18 protein-coding genes and 1 tRNA gene are annotated in these 21,426 nt (G+C 66.1%); 8 read left to right on the top strand and 11 right to left on the bottom strand.

Translation table 11 applies throughout. The features are described from left to right. The coding region (locus tag Asi02nite_RS26330; RefSeq protein ID WP_203716592.1) for a UDP-glucose dehydrogenase family protein at positions 1 to 1,069 on the top strand (1,069 nt) is incomplete at its 5' end. Between the two features lie 201 nt (positions 1,070 to 1,270). Here the strand turns inward: Asi02nite_RS26330 and Asi02nite_RS26325 are convergent. Further along, on the bottom strand, positions 1,271 to 2,086 hold the full coding sequence (locus Asi02nite_RS26325; RefSeq protein ID WP_203716591.1) for a hypothetical protein: 816 nt from the start codon (positions 2,084 to 2,086) through the stop codon (positions 1,271 to 1,273). A gap of 453 nt (positions 2,087 to 2,539) precedes the next feature. Further along, entirely contained in the window at positions 2,540 to 3,283 is a 744-nt protein-coding gene (locus Asi02nite_RS26320; RefSeq protein ID WP_203716590.1) for a YfbU family protein, read from the bottom strand. Positions 3,284 to 3,800: 517 nt separating this feature from the next. Here Asi02nite_RS26320 and Asi02nite_RS26315 point away from each other — a divergent pair. The 3 genes from Asi02nite_RS26315 (at position 3,801) to Asi02nite_RS42800 (ending at position 8,770) form a co-directional block, all read left to right on the top strand. Next, complete coding sequence (locus Asi02nite_RS26315; protein ID WP_203716589.1) at positions 3,801 to 4,181, top strand: hypothetical protein; 381 nt, start codon at positions 3,801 to 3,803, stop codon at positions 4,179 to 4,181. A 27-nt stretch (positions 4,182 to 4,208) separates the two neighbouring features. Beyond that, positions 4,209 to 6,551 carry a hypothetical protein gene (locus Asi02nite_RS26310; RefSeq protein ID WP_203716588.1) on the top strand — a complete coding sequence of 781 codons (2,343 nt, stop codon included), beginning with the start codon at positions 4,209 to 4,211 and terminating at the stop codon, positions 6,549 to 6,551. Between the two features lie 1,133 nt (positions 6,552 to 7,684). Continuing rightward, on the top strand, positions 7,685 to 8,770 hold the full coding sequence (locus tag Asi02nite_RS42800; RefSeq protein WP_373312330.1) for an HNH endonuclease: 1,086 nt from the start codon (positions 7,685 to 7,687) through the stop codon (positions 8,768 to 8,770). Positions 8,771 to 9,061: 291 nt separating this feature from the next. On the opposite strand, the gene Asi02nite_RS26300 is transcribed toward Asi02nite_RS42800, so the two are convergent. The 3 genes from Asi02nite_RS26300 to Asi02nite_RS26290 all read right to left on the bottom strand — a co-directional run bounded on the left by Asi02nite_RS26300 (position 9,062) and on the right by Asi02nite_RS26290 (position 11,885). Next, entirely contained in the window at positions 9,062 to 9,400 is a 339-nt protein-coding gene (locus tag Asi02nite_RS26300; protein ID WP_203716586.1) for a hypothetical protein, read from the bottom strand. A 145-nt stretch (positions 9,401 to 9,545) separates the two neighbouring features. Beyond that, entirely contained in the window at positions 9,546 to 10,367 is an 822-nt protein-coding gene (locus Asi02nite_RS26295; protein ID WP_203716585.1) for a NucA/NucB deoxyribonuclease domain-containing protein, read from the bottom strand. 1,080 nt (positions 10,368 to 11,447) lie between these two features. Next, a complete protein-coding gene (locus Asi02nite_RS26290; protein WP_239127105.1) occupies positions 11,448 to 11,885 on the bottom strand; it encodes a pyridoxamine 5'-phosphate oxidase family protein in 438 nt (145 codons plus the stop codon). Positions 11,886 to 12,156: 271 nt separating this feature from the next. On the opposite strand from Asi02nite_RS26290, the gene Asi02nite_RS26285 reads away from it, so the two are divergent. From Asi02nite_RS26285 to Asi02nite_RS26275, 3 genes are all read left to right on the top strand, one after another. Next, on the top strand, positions 12,157 to 12,714 hold the full coding sequence (locus Asi02nite_RS26285) for a hypothetical protein (RefSeq protein WP_203716583.1): 558 nt from the start codon (positions 12,157 to 12,159) through the stop codon (positions 12,712 to 12,714). Positions 12,715 to 12,910: 196 nt separating this feature from the next. Further along, positions 12,911 to 13,093 carry a hypothetical protein gene (locus Asi02nite_RS26280; protein WP_203716582.1) on the top strand — a complete coding sequence of 61 codons (183 nt, stop codon included), beginning with the start codon at positions 12,911 to 12,913 and terminating at the stop codon, positions 13,091 to 13,093. A 399-nt stretch (positions 13,094 to 13,492) separates the two neighbouring features. After that, on the top strand, positions 13,493 to 15,640 hold the full coding sequence (locus Asi02nite_RS26275) for an AAA family ATPase (RefSeq protein ID WP_203716581.1): 2,148 nt from the start codon (positions 13,493 to 13,495) through the stop codon (positions 15,638 to 15,640). Between the two features lie 410 nt (positions 15,641 to 16,050). Here the strand turns inward: Asi02nite_RS26275 and Asi02nite_RS26270 are convergent. The 6 genes from Asi02nite_RS26270 to Asi02nite_RS26245 form a co-directional block, all read right to left on the bottom strand. After that, positions 16,051 to 16,125, bottom strand: a tRNA-Arg gene (locus Asi02nite_RS26270). 527 nt (positions 16,126 to 16,652) lie between these two features. Continuing rightward, a complete protein-coding gene (locus tag Asi02nite_RS26265) occupies positions 16,653 to 16,883 on the bottom strand; it encodes a hypothetical protein (RefSeq protein ID WP_203716580.1) in 231 nt (76 codons plus the stop codon). 92 nt (positions 16,884 to 16,975) lie between these two features. Next, a complete protein-coding gene (locus tag Asi02nite_RS26260; RefSeq protein WP_203716579.1) occupies positions 16,976 to 17,299 on the bottom strand; it encodes a hypothetical protein in 324 nt (107 codons plus the stop codon). A 120-nt stretch (positions 17,300 to 17,419) separates the two neighbouring features. Beyond that, positions 17,420 to 18,094, bottom strand: a complete 675-nt coding sequence (locus Asi02nite_RS26255; protein WP_203716578.1) for a COG3415 family protein — start codon at positions 18,092 to 18,094, stop codon at positions 17,420 to 17,422. A 56-nt stretch (positions 18,095 to 18,150) separates the two neighbouring features. Then, positions 18,151 to 18,822 carry a DUF305 domain-containing protein gene (locus tag Asi02nite_RS26250; RefSeq protein ID WP_203716577.1) on the bottom strand — a complete coding sequence of 224 codons (672 nt, stop codon included), beginning with the start codon at positions 18,820 to 18,822 and terminating at the stop codon, positions 18,151 to 18,153. A 3-nt stretch (positions 18,823 to 18,825) separates the two neighbouring features. Continuing rightward, positions 18,826 to 19,665 carry a thioredoxin-like domain-containing protein gene (locus Asi02nite_RS26245; RefSeq protein WP_203716576.1) on the bottom strand — a complete coding sequence of 280 codons (840 nt, stop codon included), beginning with the start codon at positions 19,663 to 19,665 and terminating at the stop codon, positions 18,826 to 18,828. 96 nt (positions 19,666 to 19,761) lie between these two features. Here Asi02nite_RS26245 and argS point away from each other — a divergent pair, with 96 nt between their 5' ends. Next, positions 19,762 to 21,426 carry an arginine--tRNA ligase gene (gene argS / locus Asi02nite_RS26240; RefSeq protein ID WP_203716575.1) on the top strand — a complete coding sequence of 555 codons (1,665 nt, stop codon included), beginning with the start codon at positions 19,762 to 19,764 and terminating at the stop codon, positions 21,424 to 21,426.

Genomic DNA, 21,426 nt, shown 5'->3' with positions numbered 1-21,426 from the left:
AGGCGGCGACTTCACCGTCGTGGTGAACAAGAGCACCGTCCCGATCGGCTCCGGCAACTGGGTCGACGCGATCCTGCGCGAGGCATACGAACGCCACCACGGCCACCGCCCCGACGGCCAGTTCGCAGTCGCGTCAAACCCCGAATTCCTCCGCGAAGGCACTGCGCTCGCGGACACCCTCTACCCGGACCGGATCGTCATCGGCTCCGACAGCCAAGCCAGCCTGGACATCCTCAACCAGCTCTACCGACCCATCCTCAACCAGTCCTTCACCCCACCCACCGTCCTGCCCCGCCCCGTCGGCGTTGGCGCAGTACCTCTGGTCTCCACCGACCTCGCCTCCGCCGAGCTGATCAAATACGCCGCCAACGCCTTCCTCGCCCTCAAGATCAGCTACATCAACGAGATCGCCGCCATCGCCGGAAAGGTCGGCGCCGACATCCGCGAGGTCGCCCGCGGCACCGGCCTGGACGCCCGCATCGGCCCGCGCTTCCTCAACCCCGGCATCGGCTGGGGTGGATCCTGCTTCGGTAAAGACACCGCAGCACTCGTCGCCACCGCCAGCGAATACCACCTCCCTATGCCCATCGTCACCGCCGCCCGAGACGTCAACCACCGCCAGCGCACCAAGGTCGTCGACCGCCTCCTCGACGAACTCAACATCATCAAAGGCCGAAAGATCGGCATACTCGGCCTCGCGTTCAAACCCGACACCGACGACCTGCGCGACTCACCCGCCATCGACATCGCGAACCTGCTCCTCGAACGCGGAGCTCGGATCACCCTGCACGACCCCATCGCCACCGACCGCTTCCGCCGGGAACAACCCGCCCTTGCCGAACACCTCACCGACCACGTCGAAGGTGTGTTCGACGACGCCGACGCCATCGTCGTAGCGACCGAATGGACGCACTACCGCGACCTCGACTGGGCCAAGTTCGCCCCCACCATGCGCTCACCGCTGATCCTCGACGGACGCCACTGCCTCAACGCCGACAAACTCACCGAAGCCGGCTTCCGCTACCTGACCATGACGGCTCCTGCGATTCCGCCGCGCACTCACGCCTGAATGTCCGCGACGGACAGATGTTGTCGTCCGTAGGGTCGAGAGCACCCCGGGTTCGTCGTATTGACGACGCGGCGAACCCGGTCAACGAAAGGCAGCAGATCCCGGTTGCCGCGCCATCGCCGTCCAACTCGAGCTTTCCCGAAGACGGCCTGGAAGCGCAGTGAGCGATTGAGACCGTCCGTATTTGGGGCGGGCGCCGCGTCACGCCATGACACGCAACAGGGCGCCGGTCATTGCGATCAACGTCTCTACCTCGGCCCGACTGTACTTGTAGTCCTTGGTGCCCGGGTCCACGTGCATGGCCCCGCTGGCTTGGTCCTCCATCGCCGATCGGATCAAGGCCCACCGCTCATCGGCGGTGGTGTCGCCCTTGTCCTTCTTGCCCGGCCAGTTCCAGCCGCTTGTCTTCCTAATAGTCTCCAGCGCCTTACGCACCTGGAGCATCGCAGAGTCGATCTCGCTGCCGCCAAGCAGCCGTTGGGCCTCGCGGAGGAAGTCAGCGATGACTCTGCGTGGCTCATCGTCGGCGGGAAAGGGGATCAGCATCTCCGCCCCGAGCGTGCGGCCGAGCCCGGCGAGCTGCTGGCGCCACCTGCTCTCGGCGATGCTCAGGTGCTCGGTGATCTCAGATGCCCCAGGGAAGCCGGACGACTGCGGCAGGAAGCCCCGCACCTGAAGTTCCAGGCGAAGGTCACCGGCGCGATGCTGCTCCAAAGCCAGCAGTTGGGCGTTGGTGATGAGGTACTGAAGCGTCGGCCGTCGGACCTCGCCGGTCGCGTTGAACGGGACGGATACGTTCGCCGAATCGAGCGGTGCACGCGGTCCGGTTTGCTGCGGAGCGTAGAGGGTTGTCTCCAGGCATAGCAGCCGTCCGGCCTCCGCGCCGACCTGCGGAATGCCGACCTCCAGTTGGAGCTGGAAGTAGTGGGTGCCCATCCCCTTGAAGATCCAAATACTCTCCGGGGCGACGCTAACGGTGTACGTCCCGAGGGCTGCCTCGAACCTGAGCTGATCCACGCGGTGCCTCCCTAGTTGTCAACATCCACCGTGGACCATCAGGCGGCCCATGGCGACTAGGTTTGGTCACCGTCCGCGCGGCCATGCCATGTGAGACCTCAGGATTTGCCGTCTATCGTGTACAGCGGTGACCGCGTGCACGGCTTGACTAACTGCGCCGGCGCCGCGAGGCGGTGCGTCGCGAAACCTGGAGGCCGGAGCAAGCGCGGCACACATCCCGGAGCGACGGCCCGGGACCCGGTCGTGCGTGTTCGGACGCCGCGCCCCGACCGCAACCCGGCGATGGCGGGCGTCGGGGGCCCCGGGTGAATAGTTGCTTGGCCTGTTCTCACATGTAGAAGGCGTACCGCGATTTCGGCGACAATGTATCGGGGAGGTCGCGCAGGGAGCGTCGGCGCATGCAAAGAGCGGCTCGCTCCTCATCACGACGGTCCGCTTCGCTCTGCGCGTCCCTCAGCGCTGTGGCCGGTTCGAAGGATGTACGCGCGCATCGGCGATCTGCCGAAGCTCGTCGAAAGCCAGCAGGTAATCGAACCGATCGAATCCGCGCTGGCGACTGTCCATGATGCGGCGATACTCGCCCAGCATCCGCATGTAGGTGTCGAGCATCCGCGCGTGTGAGTTGCCGCGGTCGTTCCGCTTGACCTGCGGCTTGAGCTCCGACCAGCGATCATCCCGCATCTGGTACTCGACGTACGTCGCCATGTGGCCCTCTAGCGCGTCGTTGTGGTCGAAGCCCCGGAACTCGAGCTGGAAGGCCAGCTTCTCGTCCACTGGCGTGCTGTTCTCCTTGAGGTGGTCGATGCTGAAGGTAATGATCCGAAACATCTCAAGGATGTCGGACACCCGTCCACAGTCGCGCTTCGACAGCTCGGTCCTGAGGCCTGCGACCTCCAGCCAGTACTCACCGGCGAACCCCTCTTCGAGAATCTTCGCACGCTCCAGCTGGTACTCCAGGTCACCGTCAACGTCGTTCGCGTCGTCCGGCAGTACACGCGCGAGGATGCGGTGCAGCAGCGAGAGCACCCGCCGGTCGATGGTCCGCATGCTCTCGGGCGCAGGCTCATCGCCGTGCTTCACGTCCGCCGCGTACACGGGCATCACAGCCGCCAGCAGCAGATCGCGGACGTACTCGCTTAGGGTCACCCCCTCGGCGTCCGCCATTTCCTTGAGTTGATCGCGGACATGATCATCCACCCGTACATTTAGAACAGCCATGCCGTCCTCCGATTCTACTGTATGACACGTGTCGTTAGGTTGTCATACGGTATCACGGATCGCGGGGTGCATCGCGTCGCGTCGCTCTCGGGTGGAGACCAGGATCCACAGTGCGCGAAGGCACAGACCTCCTCAGCTGAGCCCCGGGATCATGCCGCCGAGGCGACGACGCACAGTGCCGTCCGCAATCTCTGGGACGCCCTCTGCCGCCGCCAGTCCATCGTGGTCCGTCCGCACAGGACTAGTTCGGCAGACAGCACCGGTCTGCCCCCGTGTCGTCGTGGCGGACTCCGGGCAGCGGGTCGCACACCTGGAGATCCACTTCTATGACCACCTCGCCGTGATCACGGGAGTGAATAACTCCGACAAGTCAAGTCGTGCCGCTCTCACTGCGACAGCTACCCATCGTCGAGCCTGCCGGATGCGGTTGTGGCGGGAGGTCGGGGATCCGAGAGGTCGATACCATCGTGTGGCGCTGGTTTGTCATGCTGTGCGGATGGGTCGGCCACTGAAAGTGATCATTGCCGTGCTGCTCATCGTGGTCGGACTGGTTGGTTGCACCGCATTCCTGACCGGGCAGGGTCTGGACCGGGCGGAGAAGTGGGTGTCGATCTCGGGCACTGTGATCTCGGTGGTGGTTGGTGTCTATGGCCTGGTGTTGGCCTGGCAGATCGGTTCCCGATCGGGAGGTTCACAACGACCTGGCAGGACCCGCGTTGCCAGAACCGGGAACGCGCAGGCGCATGGGGCGGGGAGTCGGGCGAATACTGGGCTGACCGGCCGTGTCGTGGCAGATTCGACGACGGTGCTGGGCACTGGTGATGCGACCGCGACCCAGGGCGGGTCGGCTAACACCGGCGAGGACCACAGCCGCTGAACAGGGCACGATGGATGAGGTAGAGCGGTGAAGGTGACAGCTCGTCAGACCGGTACCGCGACCGCCAGCAGCGGCGGACTCGCGAATAGCGGTGTGATCGGTACTGTCAATCTGGGTTCTGCACCGATCGCCAGGTCGGCGTACCGGGAGCAGATCCGTCAGATCGCCCCGGCCGTGTTGTTGGACCGCGACACCGAACTGGCCGAGCTGGCCGCGTTCTGCGCCGCGTCGGAACCGGCTCCCTCGTATACATGGTGGCGGGCGCCCGCGTGGGCGGGCAAGTCCGCGTTGATGGCATGGTTCGCGCTACACCCGCCGCCGGGGGTGCGGGTCGTGTCGTTCTTTATCACCGCCCGCTACGCCGGCCAGAACGACTGGGTCGCGTTCACTGACCTGGTGATGGAGCAACTCGCCGATTTGCTCGACGAGCCGATGCCCGCCTACCTGACCGACGCCAACCGTTATGCCCACCTGTTGGGGCTGCTCAACGCCGCCGCGGCTGTCTGCCGCGACGGTGGCGAACGTCTGGTGCTCCTCGTCGACGGGCTCGACGAGGACCGCGGCGTCACCGCCGGCCCGGATGCGCACAGCATCGCCGCTTTGCTCCCCGAGCACCCGCCGGCCGGGATGCGGATCGTGGTCGCGGGCCGCCTCAACCCACCGGTACCGACCGACGTTCCGGCAAGGCATCCGCTACGCGATGTGGCCCGGGTGCGGTCGCTTAAGCGATCGGCCCATGCCGACGGGATTCGGCACGCCGCCGATCGTGAACTCAAGCGTCTTCTTCGGGGCAGTTCTGTCGAACAGGATCTGCTCGGCTTGCTCACCGCAGCCGGGGGTGGTCTGTCCGCTGCCGACCTGGCTGAGCTGACTGGCGGGGAAGAATGGGAGGTGGAGGAGCAGTTGTACGCGGTGTCCGGCCGTACCTTCACCGTCCGTGCCGGACGGTGGCGGGCCGAGACCAGCGTGTACGTCCTCGGTCACGAAGAGCTCCAGCAACAGGCCATCCGGTTTCTCGGTCCGACCCGGCTCGACACCTACCGGCAGCGACTGCATCTTTGGGCCGATTCTTACCGCACCCGTGAATGGCCCCAAGGCACCCCTGAGTACTTGCTCCGCGGCTATTACCGGCTACTCGACGCCACTGGCGACCTACCCCGCATGCTCGCCTGCGGTACCGACCGTGGCCGCCACGACCGGATGCTCGACCTAACAGGCGGGGACGCGATGGCGCTCGCTGAGGTGAGGACGGTGCAGAACCTGTTCTTGGCTCATGAGGAGCCGAATGTGGCGAGTCTTGCTGTCTTGTCCGTCCGGCGTGGCGAGTTGGAAGGGCGCAACGCCTACATGCCAACCGGTCTGCCCGCTGCGTGGGCTGCGATCGGTCTGGTTACCCGAGCCGAGCAACTGGCCCGGAGTATTTCGAGGCCGGAGTGGCGTGCGGAGGCTTTTGTCGGTATCTGCCGGGTGCTGCAAGACCGAGGGCACCAGGACTTAATCGCGCTTGCGCAAGAGGCGGCCAGAGCGGCGGATGACATCACACTTCCCGATTCGATCCCGTCGCTCGCCGCGGCGATCGCGAAGTTCGGGTTGGACGACTGGGCCGACCGGGTTGTGCGCGAGATCGCTGATCCGCTCGAGCGGGCTCGCGGCTTCGCCAAGCTGGCCGAGGCTGCCGCGGAGCGGGGGGACCACCAGCAGGCCCGGCGATTAGCTGAAGAGGCCGAGACGCTCGCCCGCAACGACGAGGACCTGGAAGATCGAACGGTCTTGCTGATCGCTGTCGCGCGGACTGTGTTCGCCCTGGGCGACAAGGAGCGAGCCGCGTCCTTGACAACCGAGGTAGCGGAGGCGGCGCGCGGCATCGATGATCCCGCCACGCGGGCGAGGACGCTGCCTGCGATTGGGCAAGCGGTAATCGAGATGGGAAACCGCGAAGAGGGCCGGACTCTGATTGCCGAAGCCGAAGGCGCGGTTCTCTTGGCCACGGACGCACGGACGAGACAGGGGGCGCTCAAAGCCATCATCGCCGCAGCGGTCGACGTCGACGACGAATGGGCAGAGCGCATCGCGGACGGCGAGGACACTGAAGACCTCTGGGACCACCTGTGGATCTGTATCGCCCGATCGGCCGCTGACTCGGGCGACTTTAGCCGCACCGAACGTGCCGCATCGGAAATCGGCTATGCACACGACCAAACGTTGGCAACTCGCGTACGGGACTCGTGCCGCCGCGACAAAGGGCGACCTGGCCTCGGCCCGACGCCTAGCAGGAGTAGCCGAGCGCGTCGCCCAAGGGATCGAAGGACCAGGTGCCCGGGCCAAAGCGCTGACCGATATCGCGGTCGCCGCCGCCACGCTCGGCGATGAGAGACTGACTCACCGCCTCGCGACCGAGGCCGAACTCAACTCCCGCAGCGCCAACGACCCAATGAACCGTGCACATGAACTGTGGGATCTTGCACTCGCGTTTGCCGACATCGGCGACACGGAACCGGCTCGACGATTGATGTCCGAGGCTGCACGGAAGTTGTGGTCAATGTCGGACGACGATGAGGGCCGGGTTTCCGCGATGACGCGACTTGCCGGGCTTGGCGGTCCATTGATGGGATCCGCGTGGGTGCGAGAACTACTCACCGACGCAGAGCGGGTGGCCCGCGGACTCACTGATCCGTACTATGCGACGTTCGCGTTGTCCTGGCTATGCGAACCCTGGGCATTGGCCAATGAGCCCGAGCGCGCGCTCGAACTTGCCCGCGAGTCGCTGGTGAGCTCCCGTGACGTGCCGTCGAGCCTACTGCCCCGGGTGCTGATGGATGTCGTCGACGCCTTCGTCGCTGCGGGTGCCCATGCGCAGGCCGAAGACATTGCTCGCGGTATCGCGGTGGCATACGCGCGGGCGTGGGCGCTCGCCTCTGTAGCCAAGGCAGCGTACGCCGACGACGTTGGTCGGGCGCACTCATTGGCCGAAGAAGCCCAGCAGCTTGCCCGTGCCGTCACCAAGCCGGCCGAGCGGTCGATAGCCCTCGCCAGTATCACGGATCTGCTTGTGACGATCGGCGAGCTCGATAGGGCGGAAGAGATGGCCTTCGCGATTCCACGTGCAGATTGGCAAGCCGGAGCCTTGGCTGGACTTTCCCAGAGCAGGGCGATGGACGGTGGGCAGGACCGAGCCGAGAAGCTGGCCCGCAGGATCAGCGACCCCGACCAATTGGCGTCGGCCCTAGTAGGAATCGCACGGTCGACCGATGATCGACAAGCCCTCGGCCTCCTCGCAGAAGCGTTGATTCTAGGCCCGTGGCAGACCGCGTTGCCTGAGCTGGCGAGACGGTGGCCCGAGACGGTCGAAGTCATCGCCCACGTCGTCAGCGGCCGTCAACGTTCATCCGGCTAACGCGAGGATGCCCCGGCCATTGGGCCAAGGCATCCTCGATCGCCTAGTCGAACACAAACCAGGTTTCCACGATCAGTGATCGGCCGGTCGCGTTGCGCTTTTGAGTTCTGTGACGTGCCCCCGTCTAGAGACACCCCCTGCGCCAGCCGAGGCTGTCGAGCAGCGGCGATGTGGCCTCCGACCCGCGCGTAGATGTCGCCGGAGCGGCGCAGGTTCGTGCCACGGTCGCCCTGCATTGGGGCCCGTCGTGGGGTTGGACCGCCCGAGACGCGCGCCGCTGTTCGGGGAGCCGCAAGCGCGCGGATTGCGGCATGACTGCGCAGCGATACTCGTACGCGTGCCGGGCAAACGGGTTGCGGTGTTGGCGGGGACTCGGCCGGGCGGCGCCGACGGTCCGGCCACGGCGACAGCGTCCTCAGGCAACCTGCCCAGCGTCCCCACCAGACAGGCGCCGGGTTACGAGACATCCTTTAGTGTGGTTGTTGTGCCTGACGGACGTCCCGCTGTCCCACGCGAGCTCGAGCGCGCAGTGCTGGTAGAGGCCGGGCACCGGTGCGCGATCCCCACCTGCCGCGCTGTGCCGGTGGAGTTGGCGCACATTACATCCTGGAGCAAGGTTCGCGAACATAGCTTCGACAACTTGATCGCCTTGTGTCCAACCTGCCATGCCCGCTACGACCGGGGTGACATCGATCGCAAGGCCATGTTGGCCTACAAAGGATTGCTCAAGTCGCAACCAGATTCTGCCGCGTTGGTCCGGGCGAACAGAGTGGCGGCGCTGGTGGAATTGTTTCAAGTCCTAGAGCGTCTGTCGGACCGTGTTAACAAGCTGGCGATCGCTGACGTCGCGAACGAAGGAACGCCCGAGGAACGACGGGCGCTCGTGGATGACTGCCAGGCAGTATCACCTGAGGTGAAACGCGCACTTGATCGATGCAACCTGACGCTGAGCGCAGATTCTGCATCCAAGGCATATTGGCTATATTCACTCCAGATCGCATGGGCAAGTGATGTTGTAGACGGACTTTGGCCCACCACTCACCCTGGTGCGGATCGGCATATAGAGGACGTGCCCGTTGCCGCAACCGATCTTGTTGCCACGACTGCACTTGAGGTCGGCATGACCAAACAAGAGCTGTGGGACATAATCGGTGGCGCTGGCCCGAAACTGGGCGGTTCGCTTAAGAGATACTGACGATGACGTCATTCTCTACTGCCCGAATCAATCGACTGCAACGCGAGACGGCTCGATGTCCCTGGCAGTCCGACGCCCGGGATCCGCGGCAGCCTTGTCATGCCGGAGTCGAGCGGTCGTAAGCGTTTGATCGTCACCGACACCATCGGCCTGCTCGTCACCGTCTGGCTTCGCGGCGTGGTGGCAGAACCGCGACGGCGCCAAAGGGCTCTAACCGCCGCGAGCCTGGCGGCGCCGCCGATGCGTCAATCACCATAACCCCGCTAGACCAATGACGAGCCCGCCGCACCTTCAACCGGACCTGACCAACACGCTCCTAAAAGGGCCTTGTTCCGCCTGCGGCCAGATCTGGACGAGGTAGGCCTCGGTCGGTTCGTCGACGATCACCAGATCGCGGGCGACTCCGCGGCCGTTCGCGGCCACCCTGAGGCGATAGGAGCCAGGTGTGGTGGTTAGCGGGAACGACCAGTCTGGTATGTCATGTTCCCAGGTCAGCAAGGTCGCGTTGCCCGACGATTCGAAGTCGATGTCCGCTGATGCTTCCCACTCCGACGTATCGACATCGGGAGCACTGTTGAGCGTTTCCAGGGTGACGATGACCCGCCCGCTCTGGATGCCAGTGCGGATCATCGCTACCCGGGGACGCTCCCAACGAGTCCGTTGGAATGTGGGTATGCGTCACGGGCCTTCTTCGGCGCCGGCCAGGGATCGGCCACGTAGAACTGGCCATAGTCGACCCGTAGGTAGCCGTGCGCCGAGCGGACCATCATGCTCCTTAAGGCGTGATCCACACCCAGAACGCGTCGTTCTCGATCACGCGGTTCTCTCTGTAGAACGTTCCCAAGTCGGTGCCGCCGAGCGAGTTCTCGTCCTGGTCGATCATGCGCGCGCTCACGGGATAACCGCCGCGCCGTGTGTAGTGGCCCTGCCATGTCGACCGGAACGGGTACTCATCACATGACTTCCCCGGCGGCCGCGGGACTGCGGGCGGGCACGCGGTGTTCCTGTTCTTGTCGGCGAGCGCGGTGTTGGTGAGCCGGTTCAGTGGGACTTTGGGTGGCAGCGTATCCGACCCTGGAGCGCCGGCCGCCTGGGCGGACGCGATGTGCGCGGTGAGTTCGGGAAAAGTTGCCTGCGAGTACGCCAGGTAGGGCCGGTAGGGGAAAGTGCAGCCACTGAGCGCGTAGCCGGGCAATGCGTTGTCACACCGGATTCGTTGGCCGATGTCCGGCCAGTCCAACGGGGGCGTGTTCGGGTATGCGTAGTTGAACTGGACGCGAGCTTGGACGAAGTGGTTCATGATGATGCCCGGCGTCGATAGCTCGTCGGGCGACGTCATGTACCACACCCCACGCGCGGCCACGTTCGGCACGAGCGGCTGACTGGGGATGCCGTCGCCTCCAGACGAGACGCCGCATGGCCAGTCGTTGGACCCCATCCCAACGCATTGCACACGTGCGTTGCTGATGCTGAGACCGAGAGGGTTTCCAAGCTGGACGGATACAAGCTGAAGGGACCAGTCGAATGCCCAGTTCGGGACGGCCTCGTTGGTGAACATGTAGTCGCTGATGGCGACCGTGCCCCTGAACACCTCCACGCCAGTCTGGACAATTCTGGCAGTTATGGTGATGTAGTTGATCCGGCAACCCTCGAACCGGTAGTACCACCACGCTCCGGGGTACTTGTCCAGACACCAGGCGGGCACGTTTGGGAAGTGCGCAGCCGGGAGCGCGGCGTTGGCATACCGGGTTTGGCGCGGGTTATGCAGAGGGCTGTGTCGGCGCCCTTCGCCGACGCGCGCAACGCGGCAAGATCGCACGTCTCCGGAAGGGGCTTGTCGGCTTGGGACGCCGGCGGCCGGCGAAGGTCACTTTGCGGACGGGGGATCGGGGGCGGTTCCGCCTCAGCGGCGGTGGCCGGGACGAGGAATCCGAGGATGAGAGTCAGCACCCCGGAAACGGCCAGAGATCTTCTTGGCGAACGCGATCGATGAACCACGGTTTCCTCCGATCGGGAGGTGACAATGGTGGCGCGCGAGGGACCGGGGGTCAGCGGGGAGGGAAAACTTCCTGAACGCAGACGACGACCTGGCCTTCGCCGCATCGGATGGTCGCTCGAGACGGATCGGTTCCGTCAGTGCCCGGAGGCTTGCGCGTATCGGACTGCGGGTGGGGCAAGGGCCCCGCTGTGGGTTCATAAACCTGCTCGACGGTGCCTGAGATTCCTGGCCCGCCGTCCCTTCCCCCGCCGAACACGCCCAGCACCCCGAACGCCATCGCGAAGAAGACAGCAACTGCGACAAGGATCCTGCCCGAGCCCATTGCTATAACCCCCGTTCGCTTCGTACGCATTGACGGAGCTGACGGCCATCGTGTCAGGTCGATCCGCCTCGGGTCTACCACCAGCAGAGGATTTGGCACACCGGCAACCAGTTGCCAGCCTTAATGCCTGATGCGCCCGGCCGGAGCTGTCGACAGCGTTGCGAGCAGCGGCGATGCGGTCCGATCCGGGAGTAGATGTCGATGTCCCCTGAACGGCGCAGGTTTCGTGCCCCTGACTCCCCCTGTCGCGCTCAGCGTCATCGAACGACCGAGGCGGCCGGCCTCTTCGGCCGCATGCGCGGACCAAGACGGGAGAGTGGATGTACCGACTGGCACGGTATCCACCGGAGACCTGTTCAGACTGAGAAGCTTAAGTCCTTCGCTACCAGCGACTCGACTCCGATCCGGAGCCAGGCATTCTTGGTCTGGCTTGAGTCTGCGACGCCGTCGGCGAGACGGAAGCGCGGGTCCCAGCGCGACTCGTCGACACCGAGATATCGGCGAAGCTTTCGGCGACCGCGTGGCAAATCGAACGGCACCAACTCCCCGCGGCCGCGGACGATCACCTGCCGGACGATGCCGGTCGCGAGGTCGCACTCATCGACCACCAGGGCGATCCGAGGGTCGGCCTTGACGTGCGCATGCACCCTCCACCACCGTCCGGTGATGATCCAAAAGGCGCTGTCTTCCCAGAGATACCAAACCGGCCGAACCGTCGGGCCGCTCGTCGCGAGTCGAGCTGTGAGGGGCCGCGCCAGAAAGGCCTCAACGTCGAACCCGTCGTTTCCCGACACGTCGTCCCTCCGAACTTTTGCGCGCCCATGCGTTTCCATATCGATGCGGCAGTGTCAACATCAACTGTGCTTCAAGTCAAGGACCTGAGACCGGCGATGACGCGACCAAGGTCCCGTCCTGTGGTAATGCATTACATGCACGCTCCATCGGCAGGGAGTACGCGAGCGTGCGAACACCGGCGTCGCCACGCGTAGCGCGCGGAGGAGCGGCGCGCACGCTTCGCGCATGTGAGTGCGTTGGTTGCTGGCGGTGGGGCGTCAGACTGGAGGCATGACCGAGGTACGACCCGCGGCAACCCTGGACGCAGCGCAATGGTTGCTCCGGTCTGATGTTGATTGGTGGGATCTTGTTCGCTACGGCCCACCAGGTTTCGACGTGTACGTGCGTGTCGCCTTCGCCCAGGCTCCGGCGGAGGGGGAGGATCCTGCCCTTCGCCGGGTACTCGCGACCCTCGCTACCTACACGGCCACGCCCGCCACTGCGTATGCGGCGATCTGGGAAGGCTGGGGCGGGGACCCACATCCTGAGGCGCCACGAGTGCCGATTCCTCATCGAGCGATGCTGCTGTTCACCGGGCCTGTCGAAGTACTCAGAGACGCGCCGTACCTGGCTTGGTACGGCTCTGCGCAGGGCTATCAGGAACCGCACCTCGTGTGGCCCGAGGATCAAGCCTGGTGCCTGGCTTGCGAGGTCGACGAGGAAGTCGAGTTCACCGTGGGATGTTCCGTCGACGCGTCCCAGGCTATGGCGAGGGCCCTGCCCGGTGGTGTCCGACGGGTTCAGTACGGGGACCCGGCTCCGCTGTACCGCAACCCGGCCCAGCCCTAGCGTCATCCGCATCTCGGCACGTGCGTGCGCCGGGTCGGGTCGAACCCCCGCGCCAGGCGTCTACGGAGGGTACGGGGAGTTCCTATCTGCCGTCGCCCGCTCGGCGGCAGAAGCGGACGTTCATCGGAACGCCGACGAACCTCTCGCAGGCTCCGGATGACTGCACGGTCACATGCCTGGCAGACTCAGCCGCCTGTTGACCACCATCACCCTCCGGAACGTCGACACCGCCGCAATCGTGGTCGGACTGCTCATCGCCCCATTGACCCTTGGCACTACCACCGACCGTCCATTCACTCTGGCCTGGCTGCTCGTCCTCGTCGGAACCGGCCTACGGTTGGAGGCCGCCATCCGCGCCCCGAAGCGCACGGCACGATAGCCCGACCGCTGACCTTCGGGACCGCCCGATCGAAGCTGCCGTCGCTCTGACGGCGCAGCAGAATTTCGCCGACGTCGTTTGAGGCGCGACCTTCGACGGCGAGCAGCGCCTACCCGCGCGACTGACGCCTCCTCATCGGCACGGCCGAACCCCTACCTGGGCGTCCCGGTTCCGAAGGCTACCGAGGGCGACGGACGCGCCGGCGCCAGAGCGCACGGTCGGCGGCATGAGCGGACGTCTGCGTGGCTTGCAACCCTCGCTGAGTCACGTCAGCCCAACGGATCTAGATCGGGTCGTCAAGCATCTCCTGGGACCGATCCGTCCAGCATCAGGTGGGATTACCTCTTTCGGCTGACATTTGCCGGTTCGGCGCGCAGGTTGTGAAATGGTGGCAGAACCATGGCCAAGGCAGCCCAAACCCCTTTGCAGCAGTCCGCAGTTCCCGCGCAATCTGACTACTACGCAATAACCATCACGGACTGCAACAGCATCACCGAAGCGCGGATCAGCCTCCGGCGCGACTCGCTCAGTATCAAGTACGGACCCAACGGCATCGGGAAGAGCACCATCGCCCGTGCCCTCGTCCTCAATACCCAGGACGAGGGTGCCCTGCGAGAGCTACTCCCTTTCAAGTACCGCCGGGGTGACAGCGGAAAATCGCCGATGGTGCTGGGCGCCGACGAAATCAGGAACGTCTTGGTCTTCGATGAGCGGTACGTCTCCCAGTTCGTCTTCCAACAAGACGAGGTGGTCAAGAACAGTTTCGAGATCTTTATTAAGACGCCGGAGTACCAAGCGGGCGTCGAGGAGCTTGAGGCGATCTTCGAGAACCTGAAGGCACTCTTCTCGGAGAATAAGGCGTTGGATGCTGCGATAGCCAGCTTCACCGAGTTGCGCAACGCCTTCATCATCACCAGATCCGGCGCGATCGCGAAGACCAGCAAGGGATTCAAGGCGCTCAGCATGGGCGGGAAACTAACCATGATCCCGAAGCGCCTCTCTGGCTTCGAGAAGTTCCTCCGCAGCAAGGACCCTGCGGGTTGGCTGTCCTGGCAATCGAAGGGCACGAGCTACCTCGATTTGTCTGATAACTGCCCCTTTTGCTCGATTCCCGGCGTGAACAAGGAGACCGCTGTCCACGTCTCTGCGGAATACGAATCAGCTGCAGTCAAGAATATGAGCGCGCTGCGTCATGCCATCGACCATCTGGCGCTATTCTTCGTGCCCGAGCGTCTTAAACAACTGCGAAAGATCACGACAAGCCTGGATGAGCTGTCCCTAGAGGAAGATCAGTTCCTGGCGAGCTTGCGAGGCCAGGTCGAGACGCTTCTGGACAAGTTCACCGCGCTCAAAGGGCTCTCGTTCGTTTCTCTCCGCGATGAGCCCGACGTAGACAAGGCGCTTCGGGGTCTGAAGATCGAGTTGGAACTTCTTGATGCGCTCAATTCTGAGGACACCCGGGTTGTGGTGGAAGGACTGAACGCGGAGCTTGATCATGTTGCCCAGCGGATCAACGAGATCAAGAGGCGGGTGGGCATCCAGAAGGCAGCGGTGGCGAAGTCGATCCGGCGGAACCAGGATGAGATCAACGAGTACCTTCGGTCCGCTGGCTACAAGTACGCTGTGCGGATCGAGTCCAGGGGCGAGTCCTATCGGATGATCCTTGAACACCAGGATTCTCCGGGTCACCTGGAAGCTGCTGGCAGGCATCTGAGCTACGGCGAGCGTAACGCCTTCGCGCTTGTTCTGTTCATGCATCAGGTCCGCCGCGACGCGCCTGACCTCGTCGTCCTCGATGATCCCGTGTCGAGTTTCGACAAGACGAAGAAGTTCGCCATCCTCCACAAGCTCTTTCACGGCAAGCAGAGCCTCCGGGGATTCACCACGCTGCTCCTGACTCACGACATCGAGCCTGCCATCGACATCGTCCGAACGGCGACGTCGGGGCAATTCCTGGCAGCCACTCCCGCCGTCCACTTCCTCCAGAGCCGGGAGGGTCAGGTGGAGGAGAAGCCCATCAAGCCCGCAGACATCATGACGTTCTCTCAAGTCTGCGACGAGAACATCGGCTCATCCGCCGACCCGGTAATCAAGTGCATCTACCTCCGCCGCCGCTACGAGGTCCACGGCGAGCGCGGGGCGGCGTACGACGTTCTCTCAAGCCTTCTCCACGTTCGGGATGAACCCAGCTCGAAGGGCGAGAAGGGCGAGTTCATCCCCCTTGACGAGGATGAGCGCCAGCAAGCGATCGCCGAAATCCAGAAGGTGATCCCCAGCTTTGACTACGACGTGCTCCTGGCGCAGCTCAAAGACCTGGAGGTCCTGAAGGTCAAGTTCGACGCCACGAACGTGGGCTACGAGAAGGTCCAGATCTTCCGCATCGCCTCAGAGCTTGACCCCGATGCCCCTGGCGGCGATGCCGCCTTCAAGAAGTTTGTCAACGAGTCCTACCACATCGAGAACGAGTACGTGATGCAGCTGAACCCGCGCGAGTTCGACGCGGTCCCGGAGCACGTCGTCCAGATGTGCGCGGACCTTCTCGTTTAGCGCGGCCACAGACCCAGTACGATCGCTTCCGCACCCACCAGGCCGAGTCCTGCAAATCGCGTTGACGGCCAAGCTCGACATTCCGAGACCAATGATTGCGCTCTTGCTATTGCCGACATCTACAGGTGTGCGTTCAGCCCCGGCGGAGTTCCGCCGATGCACTCTCATCGGCAGAACAGGACGCGACGACGCATCAGGGGCGGATGGCGGATCATCAGTTTGCACGCTCGGCCCGGCTAGATCCTGCCGATGCCCGACGCCGAGCGTGGGCGCTGGGTGGCCCAGCTCGTGCCGAACCACCCAACGGCGCGGGGAACGTTTGGTTGTCGCTGCTCAGGGCTGTCGTAGCGGTGGCAAGGCGTACGTCGCTTCGATGATCAACACGCCCTGTGGGGTGGCGCAGTTCTTTTTGGTGCCCCCGGCAGGATTCGAACCTGCGCCCCCGCCTCCGGAGGGCGGTGCTCTATCCCCTGAGCTACGGGGGCTCAGCGACCGAGAAAGAGTAGCAGGGATCGCGCCGGGTGGGTGCGGTGGGCACCCGTGAGGTGCCGTGTCGGGGGTCCGAGCTGCGGTGGAACCTGTCCCTTCAGCGGATGCGCCGGGTGTCAGCCGCCGAGAAGCATGTGTCGTCCGGGCACGTACGGAGGCTGGAGGATCATGCGTTGGCGGCCCACGCTCGCGCTCGCCGCGGTGGCGGTGGGTGCTGGCCTGCTCCTGGGGGCCGGGCCGGCCTTTGCCGACCAACCGGCGCCCGCCGGGTCGGGCGCCCGCCGCGTCGAACTGACCCGCCCTCCCACGCACCCGGCGAAACGCGACCAGGAAGCTCGGGCACAGACGCGGGCCAAGCCATCGGGTACGACCAGCCCCAGCCACCACTCCGCAACGTCACCCACCGATCCGCAACAACGCCTACCGGGATCGTCTGGGACCTCACGCGGGACGGCCGGGACCCCGGCCGCATTGGCCGAGTCCTCGCCCTCGTCGGCGGGACCGGCCTTCGTCGGGGCGGCGGTCAACGCTCCGCATGCTGTGACGAGGCCGGCATCGGCGGGCCGCGCCCAGCCGGTCCCGACTCCGCCAGGAGCGGCAGCTGCGACGCCACCGGGACTGCCGCGACGGACTGTCCCGGGAGCGGCAGCAGCGACGCCACCCGGACTGCCGGGCCGGACTGCGCCAGGAGCGGCAACTGCGGCGGCACCGGGACCGCCTGGCCGAACTGCGCCACCAGCGGCAGCAGGGACACCACCCGGACTGCCGGGACCGACGCCGTCCGGGTCAGTGGGCGGACCAGTGGTCGGAGCCCTGGATGCTCCGCCGGCCGACCTGGCCAAGGATTCAGCCGTAGGGTCGCCGCCGCGAGGTGAGCGTCCGGTCCCCGCGCCGCGGGTCACCGGTGGTCCGGCTCACGCGGTCGTTCGGGTCGCCGCCGACGGGGCCGTCACCGGGGTCTTCCGTCAGGCCGTCCGAGATGGCGACAACGGCGACGTCGAGAGCCCTCCGTCCGTCCCCGGCACCGGTGGCGGCGACGGCGGTACCGGGCCGCAGGCCACCGGCATGGCCGTCGGAGTCGTTCTGCTCGTCGGTGTCGGCCTTATCGCCGCTGGTATCGCGCTCGTTGGCCTTCGTAACCGTCGTGACATGGCCGACCAGAACCACCACCACTAGACCTCGCCGACACCAACCGCGGCCAGGCGGCGCTTGGTCGCGCCGGCCACCAAAGGCCGGTGCCGAACCAGAGCGACCCACGACCAGCAGGCACGACCGCCAAATGCCAGGGAACTACCGCCGCTCGCAGCTTGGCATCGCGTGCAGGACCACCCGGGGTGGCAGGCGCCGGGGTAGCTGCCAGGTCGCCCACGAGCCGTCCACCACCGCGTGCACCGGGCGGGTGGGGTTCAGGCCCAAAAGGAAATCGGTCCGCAGCGTCGCTGACGGGCCGCCGGGGGCTATCACGAAGGACAGGCGCTGCCGCCCAGATGGGCCCGTCACCGCGCAGACCACGTCCGCCGCCGGTGTCACCCCGTAGAGGCGCGAGCGGCCGATCCAGTGCGGCTCCGACCGGTGGGTCGCCGCCTTACGGGCGATGGCCGGGAACGCCGTCTCCACCCACCGCGCCACCGGCGCCGCGCACAGCGGGCACGCCCGCGACGACGGCGGGCGGAAACCGGCACCCCACGACGCCAGCAACCGGGTCGCCCGCGCGGACGACAGCGTCACCCCCAGCAGCGATCCCGCCAGACCCACCACGGACCGCCGGGTCCACAGCGGCCCCGCCAGCGCGTGATCAGCCGGCCGACCCGCGCGGATCGCCTCGATCAGGGCCAACTCCTGCGCCCGCGTCAAACAGAACCCGCCGGAAGCGCGAGGACCCGCGGCCAGGGCGCCGTCACCGCCGATGCGCTCGCGGCGGCACCAGCTCAGCGCCGAGCCGCGCGGGTCGAGCAGTGCCCCCATGACAGCTCAACGACGCACGCCACCAGGAGGTAGCGCAAAGTAGTCAGGAAACTACGCTAAGCACCGATCTTGGTGAGGATCTGCTGGATGAACTCCAGCTCCGAACGCTGGCCCTTGGCCATCGCCTCGGCCAGCCAGGTCACGTCCGGGTCGTGGTTTTCCGCCAGAAGGCCCTCGACCATGTGGATCCCGCCCAGGTGGTGCTGTTGCATCAGGCGCAGGTAGAGCCGGTCGAAAGCAGGCCCCGTGGCGTCCCGCAACGCCGTCATGTCGGCCGGGCTCGCCATTCCCGGCATCAGCCCGTTCTGCAGCAGGCTCGCGCCGTCCTTCATCCAGGCCATCGGCCGCTCGTGGCCGGTCGGCTCGAGCCCCCACGTGCGCAGCCAGGTCTGCATCATGCCGATCTGGGCCTGCTGCGCCTGGACGATCTCGCCCGCCAGCAGGCGCAGGTCGGGCTGGGTGCTCTTGTTGAGCGCCAGCATCGACATCTCGACCGCCTGGGCGTGGTGCGAGGACATGTCGCGGGCGAAGCCCGCCTCCACCGAGCCTTCGCCGGGGTGGTTGCGCGACTGCGCGAACCACCCCGCGCCGAAGGCGACGGTGAGCAGGAGCACGGCCGCGACGACGGCGGCCGCCAGGGTCAGCGGCCGCCAGCGCCGCGGCGGCGCCACCTCGTCATCGTCAGGCGAGGAGGAGGCGTCGACCGCGGCGTCGTACGTCGTGCTCATCGATCACTGCCCTTGCGGTTGCTGCTGAAGCTCTCGAGGGGTCGTGCCGGTCGCGGTGACGCCGCCCGAGCAGCCGACACCGGGCTCCTGGGAGGCGTTGACGCGCAGCGCGCGGATGAACTCGTCGATCCGGCTGTCGCTCGCGTTGTCGACCTTGAGCTGGTAGCCCCAGGCCTGCAGCGAGATCGCCTTGTCGAGCCCCGGGAACGGGCTCATCATGGTGAACTCCTGGCCCTCGACCTTGCCAGCGAGCGCGTCGACCTGGTCCTTGGGCAGGTCAGGCCGGTACGTCACCCAGACAGCGCCGTGCTCGAGGCTGTGTACGGCGTTCTCGTTGGCGATCTGCGCGTCGTACACGTTGCCCATGCAGTTCTGCCACGAGACGTTGTGGTCGCCGGCGACCGGCGGCATCTGCGCGTATTGAATTGTGCCGCTCTTGTGCGACCGCGTGTCGTACAGCTTGGGGTCGCTCGTGCGGAAGTCGCTGATGCCCGAGATGTTCTCGGCCTTCTCCTGCCACGTCTGCGGGCCCACGGTGACGGCGTAGACGCCGTACCCGATGATCGCGGCCGCGATCACACCGACCGCCGTGAACAGCGCGATCGGGCCCCAGCTGCGGCCCTGGCTGACCTTGACCGGCTTGATCGGCTTGCGCGGCCCGCCGCCACCGGGCCGGCCCTTTCCGCCGGGACGGTTGCCGGAACCACCGGAACCACCGGAACCACCGCCGGAACGCGCGCCACCACGCGCGGCGGGTGGGCGACCCGCACCGGCAACGGCCTTCTTGGCAGCGGGCGGCGCGGTCTGACGGCTCGAGTCGCCGGCCGGAGTGCTGATGCTCATGGTGCCTCGTCAGTTCGGTCGGTGATGGGGGGATGCATCATCGGGCGCGCAGGGTCGCCACCGAGTGACAGAGTCTACCCCCGCTAGCATGGATCAGTGACTCCCGCCAAGCTCGCCGAGGTCGTGCTCGCCGCCGCCCGCGCCGTCTTCACCGGACGCGGCCTTGATCTTTCCGCCCTGCCTGAGCGCACCGCGGTCGAGCGACCCCGCAACCCCGAGCACGGCGACTACGCCTCCACGCTGGCCCTTCAGCTCTCCAAGAAGAGCGGCGTGCCGCCGCGCGAGTTGGCCGCGGAGGTCGCCGACCAGCTCGGCCGCGCCCCAGGTATCAAATCGGTAGAGATCGCGGGGCCCGGCTTCCTCAACATCCGGCTCGACGCCGCGGCCGCCGGCCAGCTCGCCCGCGTGGTGGTCGAGGCCGGTGAGGCCTACGGGCACAGTGAGCGGTTCGCGGGCCAGCGGGTCAACCTGGAGTTCGTCTCCGCCAACCCGACCGGCCCCGTGCACATCGGCGGCGTGCGGTGGGCCGCGGTCGGCGACGCGTTGAGCCGGCTGCTGCGGGCGGCGGGCGCCGACGTGACGACCGAGTACTACTTCAACGACGCCGGCTCCCAGATCGACCGGTTCGCCCGGTCGCTGCGGGCGGCCGCCCGCGACGAGCCGACGCCGGAGGACGGCTACCGGGGCGCCTACATCGGCGAGATCGCCGCCGCGGTCGCGGCCAAAAACCCCGAGGCGGCCGAGAAAGACGAGAAGGACAGCCTCGAGATCTTCCGCGTCGACGGCGTCAACATCATGTTCGACGAGATCAAGTCCTCGCTGTCCGACTTCGGCGTGCACTTCGACGTCTACTTCAACGAGAAGCAGCTCCACGACGAGGGCGAGCTCGACCTGGCCCTGGAGCGGCTGCGCGCCGAGGGCCACATCTTCGAGGCCGACGGCGCCGTCTGGCTGCGTACCACCGATTTCGGTGACGACAAGGACCGCGTGCTGCGCAAGTCCGACGGCGACTGGACCTATTTCGCCGGCGACTGCGCCTACTACCTCGACAAGCGGCAGCGCGGCTTCGACCGGGTCGTGATCATGCTGGGCGCCGACCACCACGGGTACGTGGGCCGGATGCGCGCGATGTCCGCGTGCTTCGGCGACGACCCCGACAGCAACCTCGAGATCCTCATCGGACAGTTGGTCAACCTGGTGGAGAACGGCGAGGCGCTGCGGATGTCCAAGCGCGCCGGCACCACGCTGACGCTCGAGGACCTGGTCGACAAGATCGGCGTCGACGCCGCCCGGTACGCGCTGGCCCGCTACTCCATCGACTCCCCGATCGACATCGACGTCGAGCTGTGGACGAGGTCCACCCGGGACAACCCGGTCTACTACGTGCAATATGTGGCCGCGCGCACCGCCAGCGTGGGCCGCAACGCCGCCGACGTCGGGTTGACCCGCGGCGCCAGCGACGCGTTCCACCCCGAGCTGCTCGACCACGAGAAGGAGCTCGACCTCCTCAAGTCGCTCGGCGACTACCCCGCGGTGATCATCGCGGCGGCCGAGCTGCGCGAGCCCCACCGGGTGGCCCGCTACCTCGAGGACCTCGCCGGTGCGTACCACCGGTTCTATGACAACTGCCGGATCCTGCCCTACGGCGACGAGGAGATCACCGACACGCACCGCGCGCGTCTGTGGCTCAACGACGCCACCCGCACGGTCATCGCCAACGGACTGGGGCTGCTCGGCGTCACCGCACCTGAACGGATGTAA

Origin of the sequence: Asanoa siamensis (assembly GCF_016862555.1) — a bacterium.
GTDB lineage: Bacteria > Actinomycetota > Actinomycetes > Mycobacteriales > Micromonosporaceae > Asanoa > Asanoa siamensis.
The sequence above is the reverse complement of the archived record's forward strand: the minus strand, read 5'-3'. Positions and strand labels throughout refer to the sequence as shown.

Excerpts from the sequence above, each read along its gene's own strand:
- Asi02nite_RS26315 (WP_203716589.1), top strand. The coding sequence starts at position 3,801 with ATGGGTCGGCCACTGAAAGTGATCATTGCCGTGCTGCTCATCGTGGTC.
- Asi02nite_RS26300 (WP_203716586.1), bottom strand. The coding sequence starts at position 9,400 with ATGATCCGCACTGGCATCCAGAGCGGGCGGGTCATCGTCACCCTGGAA.
- Asi02nite_RS26285 (WP_203716583.1), top strand. The coding sequence starts at position 12,157 with ATGACCGAGGTACGACCCGCGGCAACCCTGGACGCAGCGCAATGGTTG.
- Asi02nite_RS26275 (WP_203716581.1), top strand. The coding sequence starts at position 13,493 with ATGGCCAAGGCAGCCCAAACCCCTTTGCAGCAGTCCGCAGTTCCCGCG.
- Asi02nite_RS26255 (WP_203716578.1), bottom strand. The coding sequence starts at position 18,094 with ATGGGGGCACTGCTCGACCCGCGCGGCTCGGCGCTGAGCTGGTGCCGC.
- Asi02nite_RS26250 (WP_203716577.1), bottom strand. The coding sequence starts at position 18,822 with ATGAGCACGACGTACGACGCCGCGGTCGACGCCTCCTCCTCGCCTGAC.
- Asi02nite_RS26245 (WP_203716576.1), bottom strand. The coding sequence starts at position 19,665 with ATGAGCATCAGCACTCCGGCCGGCGACTCGAGCCGTCAGACCGCGCCG.